The organism is Draconibacterium sp. (assembly GCF_041583095.1).
Classification (GTDB): Bacteria; Bacteroidota; Bacteroidia; order Bacteroidales; family Prolixibacteraceae; genus Draconibacterium.
The window spans coordinates 1-5305 of record NZ_JBFHGM010000326.1; the positions used below are offsets into that span (position 1 = coordinate 1).

Here is a 5305-nt window from a genome sequence, read left to right on the forward strand (position 1 = left end):
ATATTTTTCGTTTTTGAAAATGAAAATCAAATTCCCCCAAATTTGTTCCTGTAAAATTTTACATCAACAGAAAACTTTCACTTCCAATTCTTAATTTAAATCACTCAAATATCTATTTTTTATTCCTTTCAGGCATACACAAGGCTTCTTTTCGGCTTATTTTATTTCTTTTCGACACTATTAGTGACATAAATTTGACAGAAAATAAAAAACTACAAAGCTCAAATTATTCATTTCTAGCTTCTTGTAAAAACTACATATACATACTGCATCACATTAAATAAATGTTAACAGAAAACCATTTCATATGACATATTCTCACAGAAAACACAACCAATACTGTCATATTTCCATAATTCACCAACAAATAGTACCTTTTAGAATAAAGCAGAGTATTATTATCAAGAAAAGGAGAAATGATGAATGATCAATAATGAAGTGATTTTGCTAATCTACCATATTCTCGACAGCAGAGATTGATCAAACAGAAAACATAAGTTATTAAGGGAAAGAGAAGCTGGATTACACAACCAAAAATAATTCCTTCAGTGAACCGATAATTGTAACATCACCAGTCAAATTATTTAATGGCTGTTGTAAACGATTAAAATAAACAGCATCAATACCAAAGTTAGCCGCTCCGCATATATCAACTTCCCAATCATCGCCAATCATTAAACTGTTTTTCTTTTTGGCATTGGATGATTTAATGGCGTGTTCAAATATTCCCCGACCGGGTTTTGGTATTTTTATTTCTTCAGAAATAAATACCTTTTCGAAATAGTTTTGGAGTCCTGCTTGTTTTAACTTCTCGTGTTGAACTTCTTTAAAACCATTGGTTATTATAAATAAACGATAGCCTTTTGACCTTGCATAATCAAGAACTTCCCTTGCTCCGTCAATAAGATGAGAGTGTTTGGGCATTTCCTTTAAATACATGTCGTTCATCACTAACGCATCAATCGTATCTATATCTAATGAATCGAAAGTTAACTGGAAACGCTGCCGGGTAAGTTCCTTTTTTGTTACCTCTTTTCTGCGATAAGCCAACCAAAGTTCATCATTATTACGACAGTACTCATCAAAAAACACATCAAATTTCACGCTACCCTTATCCAGCTTAAGCATCTCATAAGTCTTCAGCATAGCACATCTGGAGTTGGTTTTAAAATCCCACAAAGTATTGTCCAGGTCAAAAAAAAGATGCGTGTATTTTTTCCTCATCGCTATTGTTAAAGGTAATTTATGTTGAAAGACTTGTCAATTTTGTTTCCCTTCAACAACAATCACAATTTCGCCTTTTGGAGTATGTTCAGTGTAGTATTCCTGCAATTCAGTAACTGTTCCCCGTTTCACCTCCTCGAACATTTTACTTAGTTCGCGGCAGACGCAGGCTTTTCGTTCGGGGCCAAAAAATTCGGCGAACTGGCCAAGCGCTTTTACCAAACGATAGGGCGACTCGTAAAGCACAATGGTTCGCGGCTCTTCCGCTAGAATTTTCAAACGGGTCTGCCGTCCTTTTTTCTGTGGCAAAAATCCTTCGAAAACAAATTTATCGGTTGGCAAACCCGAAACCGCCAAAGCCGGAATTAATGCCGTTGCACCGGGCAAACATTCCACTTTCACGTTTTTCTCCACGCAAGCCCGTACCAACAGAAAACCAGGATCCGAAATAGCAGGAGTTCCGGCATCGGAAATTAAAGCTACCGTATTTCCCTGTTCAATTTTTGAAACGATTGCCGCCGTGGTTTTATGTTCGTTAAACTTATGATGTGCAAGTAGTTTCTTATCTATCTCGAGGTGTTTTAAAAGTTTTGACGACACACGTGTATCTTCCGCCAAGATTATATCGGCCGTTTTTAAAACCTCAACTGCCCGCAGCGTGATATCCTGCAGATTACCAATAGGCGTTGGAACGAGTATTAATTTTGCTTCGTTATCCATTGGGGAACCGGCGCTTTACAAGGTTTACAAATTTCAGGCTGGTTTCGTTCTTTTTCCACTTAAAATTCTCTTGCAAATAAGCTACTGCCTCCTGAATATTGCCCAAATTATCGAGATCAACAACCGTTTTTGCAAAGGTTTCGGCGCTGCCGCTAAACAACTCCCGAATATACTGATAGCGGTCGTTTATACCGATAGCAGCCTGTATACTTTTTACCGGGCTGTTTGATATTTTATACTCCAGCTTTTTATCACCATTTCCGCTAAGCAGGTCATTAACCGATTTTTCGGAAATAACACGATCACCAATTCGGTTACTAATCACAACAGGTTCCGATTCGTCTTCCGGTTCGGCAATTTGCGGTGGTTCTTTTTCGCTTACAGGCTCTTCATCTATTTCCTCAGCTATTGTTTCTTCCTCCGAAGTTTCTTCTTCAGCTTCAGTAGTAACACTTTCCTGCTCTTCCACTTCTTCAGCTACAACTGTTTCCTCTTCTTCAACTGATTTTTGTTCGTCCTCTTCAGGTTCTGCTTCTGGCGAATTAATTCCCTCTTCTTGTACAACTGTTTCCGGCTTACTTTCTTCCTGCTTTAACTCCTCTTCAAAGTCCGACAAAGCAGCCAAACTTTCCTTTTCTTCCTCCGAGAGCCGAGCTTGTGACTGTACTGAATTATTGGCGTTCACAGTTTCTGCCTCTGTAACAACTTTCGTTGCAGCAGGACCTGTTACTATCGTTTTTTGCGACGGTACATCTTTTTCGCCTAACAGCTGAATAATGTGTTTTGCTCCATTGAAACGTGTGCGGATAAATTCGATTTCCAGTTCATCGAATCCTTCGGTACCTTTTTCGGCAAACAATTCTTCTATCTCCGAAATATCTTTTAGCAGAAATTTAAATAACTTATTATTGTCCATTCATCCAAGCTTTTAACGCGATGTTGGTAAATTAATCGAGCTTTACAGTGCCCAAACAAGCCTGTAAATTTTATTTTTGTAAAAGTAGTAAATAAAAATACCCTGTAAGAATAGTATTACCAAAAAGAGTAACGTTAAATGTTTATTGAAAGAGATATAAACAGCCATAAAAAAGTTGGCACCATTGAAGTTGTTGCCGGGTCGATGTTTTCGGGAAAGACCGAAGAATTGATAAGGCGGCTGAAACGTGCTAAAATTGCCAAACAAAAGGTGGAGATTTTCAAGCCGATGGTTGATGTTCGTTACTCGGAAACGGAAGTGGTTTCGCATGATGAAAATGCCATCCACTCAACTCCGGTTGAAAACTCGGCCAATATTTTACTGCTGGCCGGAGATGTTGATGTAATTGGAATTGACGAAGCCCAGTTTTTCGACAAAGGGTTGATAAATGTGGTAACCCAGTTGGCCAATATGGGTATTCGCGTAATTGTGGCCGGTCTGGACATGGATTTTAAAGCCGAACCTTTTGGTCCGATTCCAGGACTGATGGCCGTTGCCGATTACATTACCAAAGTACATGCTATTTGTGTTCGGTGCGGAAGCATCGCACAATTCTCTCATCGCCTTTCGGAAAAAGAGCAAGTGGTTTTGCTGGGCGAAAAAGATATTTACGAACCACTTTGCCGACGCTGTTACAACAAAGCACATAAGGAATAATGATCAACCTGACGGCTAAACAAATAAGCGCCGCAGTAAATGGTGAGTTTTTCGCTTCCTCATCGTTTCAGGATTTTACTGTTTCAGAAATTATTACCGACAGCCGGACTTTTTTCGGCGGATCACACGTTGCCTTTTTTGCCTTAACCGGTCCCGTTTTTAACGGACATAATTACATAGCTCAACTTCGTAAAAAAGGCGTACAGCTATTTATCGTTTCCGATAAAAATGTTATCGATGACAAAGCCGGCTACATTTTGGTAAAGGACACGGTTTTTGCACTTCAGCAACTCGCGGCTTATAACCGTAGCAAGTTTTGGCAGCCCGTTATTGGAATTACCGGCAGCAATGGGAAAACTATTATAAAAGAATGGCTATACGATCTGCTTTCGGCTGAACTGAAGATTATACGAAGCCCGAAAAGCTACAACTCTCAGATAGGTGTTCCCTTATCGGCATTGTTAATTGATAAGCAATACGACCTTGCAATTTTAGAAGCAGGAATATCGGAGCCGGGAGAAATGCAGAAGCTTGCACGAATCGTTCGGCCCGACATTGGAATATTGACCAACATTGGTGATGCTCACCAGGAAAATTTTCACTCGCTTGAGAAGAAACTGCTCGAGAAATTAAAACTGTTTTCAGGCGTAAAAAAACTGGCATTTCGGTCAGATCGCTTGTACTCAAAAAACATAGCAGCGTTTTGTTCGCAAAACAATATTGATCCCATAAACTGGTCGTTGAAGAACAATAACGCGGCTATTCAATTCAAAAGCAAAATAAAATCGGCTAGTACTGAAATTGAGGTAAGAATTAATGATAATTGTTATTTGTTTTCAATCCCATTTACCGATGAATCGGCACTTGAAAATGCCTGCCATTGTTTTGCCACACTAATTGCTTTGGAGAAAGACCCGACAGATTTTCTGAAGCAATTCAGCAAGCTGCAACCGGTGGCTATGCGCCTCGAAATTAAACAGGGAATAAACAACTGTTTGCTGATTAACGACTATTACAATTCGGATTTGAATTCGCTGAGTATTGCACTATCGGTGCTAAAACAACAAGCAGCCAAAAGCCATTTGTTTAAGCATGTAATTCTATCTGATATTCAGCAAACAGGTATTAAAACGACAGAACTTTATTCGAAGGTAAACCAGCTTTTTCAGGAATGGGGAATTAACAAGCTCACAGGAATTGGCAAAGACCTTTACCAACACCAGCATATTTTTCAATTGGAAAGCGAGTTTTATGCCAATCGCAGTGAGTTTGAAAAACGCTTTGTGCGAAGCAATTACTCATCGTCGGCAATTTTATTAAAAGGTGCGCGGCAATTTGAATTAGAAAAAATATCAGCGCTTCTTCAACAGAAAGCGCATCAAACGGTGCTTGAAATAAACCTGAATGCACTGGTGCATAATCTTAACACTTTCAGAAAATTATTGCGTGCAGAAACCAAAATAATGGTAATGGTAAAAGCTTTTTCATATGGCAGCGGCGATGTGGAAATTGCGCAACTTTTGCAACACCAAAATGTAGATTGCCTGGCAGTTGCTGTGGCCGACGAAGGTGTTCAACTACGAAATGCAGGCATCACTATTCCAATTGTGGTGATGAATCCCGAACACGACAGTTTCCAGAATATTATTGCTTTTAACCTGGAACCAAATATCTACAGCTTCCAATTATTACAAGAATTTGTAAAGGCTTTGGAAGAATTTGGTTTAA

The 5305-nt window shown here is 39.1% G+C and carries 5 protein-coding genes; 2 read left to right on the plus strand and 3 right to left on the minus strand.

Annotated features, from left to right (window positions below; all coding sequences use genetic code 11):
* Positions 1–522: 522 nt before the first annotated feature.
* From ABZB17_RS20180 to ABZB17_RS20190, 3 genes are read right to left on the minus strand one after another with little or no spacing between them, the layout of a single operon-like run.
* Positions 523–1224, minus strand: a complete 702-nt coding sequence (locus ABZB17_RS20180; protein WP_372653011.1) for a YjjG family noncanonical pyrimidine nucleotidase — start codon at positions 1222–1224, stop codon at positions 523–525.
* Between the two features lie 36 nt (positions 1225–1260).
* Positions 1261–1944 carry a 16S rRNA (cytidine(1402)-2'-O)-methyltransferase gene (gene rsmI / locus ABZB17_RS20185; protein ID WP_372653014.1) on the minus strand — a complete coding sequence of 228 codons (684 nt, stop codon included), beginning with the start codon at positions 1942–1944 and terminating at the stop codon, positions 1261–1263.
* Positions 1937–2860 (minus strand): hypothetical protein, encoded by a 924-nt coding sequence (locus ABZB17_RS20190; protein WP_372653016.1) that lies wholly within the window; start codon positions 2858–2860, stop codon positions 1937–1939. The genes rsmI and ABZB17_RS20190 overlap by 8 nt, the downstream gene beginning before the upstream one ends.
* A 138-nt stretch (positions 2861–2998) precedes the next feature.
* Here ABZB17_RS20190 and ABZB17_RS20195 point away from each other — a divergent pair, with 138 nt between their 5' ends.
* Both ABZB17_RS20195 and ABZB17_RS20200 read left to right on the plus strand, forming a co-directional pair.
* Positions 2999–3577 (plus strand): thymidine kinase, encoded by a 579-nt coding sequence (locus tag ABZB17_RS20195; RefSeq protein WP_372653018.1) that lies wholly within the window; start codon positions 2999–3001, stop codon positions 3575–3577.
* Positions 3577–5305: Mur ligase family protein (locus tag ABZB17_RS20200; RefSeq protein WP_372653020.1), on the plus strand; the 1729-nt coding region annotated here is incomplete at its 3' end. The genes ABZB17_RS20195 and ABZB17_RS20200, both read left to right, overlap by 1 nt.

What these genes read in the sequence shown, in the direction of transcription:
- ABZB17_RS20180 (WP_372653011.1), bottom strand. Translation starts at nt 1,224, where the DNA reads ATGAGGAAAAAATACACGCATCTTTTTTTTGACCTGGACAATACTTTG.
- rsmI (WP_372653014.1), bottom strand. Translation starts at nt 1,944, where the DNA reads ATGGATAACGAAGCAAAATTAATACTCGTTCCAACGCCTATTGGTAAT.
- ABZB17_RS20190 (WP_372653016.1), bottom strand. Translation starts at nt 2,860, where the DNA reads ATGGACAATAATAAGTTATTTAAATTTCTGCTAAAAGATATTTCGGAG.
- ABZB17_RS20195 (WP_372653018.1), top strand. Translation starts at nt 2,999, where the DNA reads ATGTTTATTGAAAGAGATATAAACAGCCATAAAAAAGTTGGCACCATT.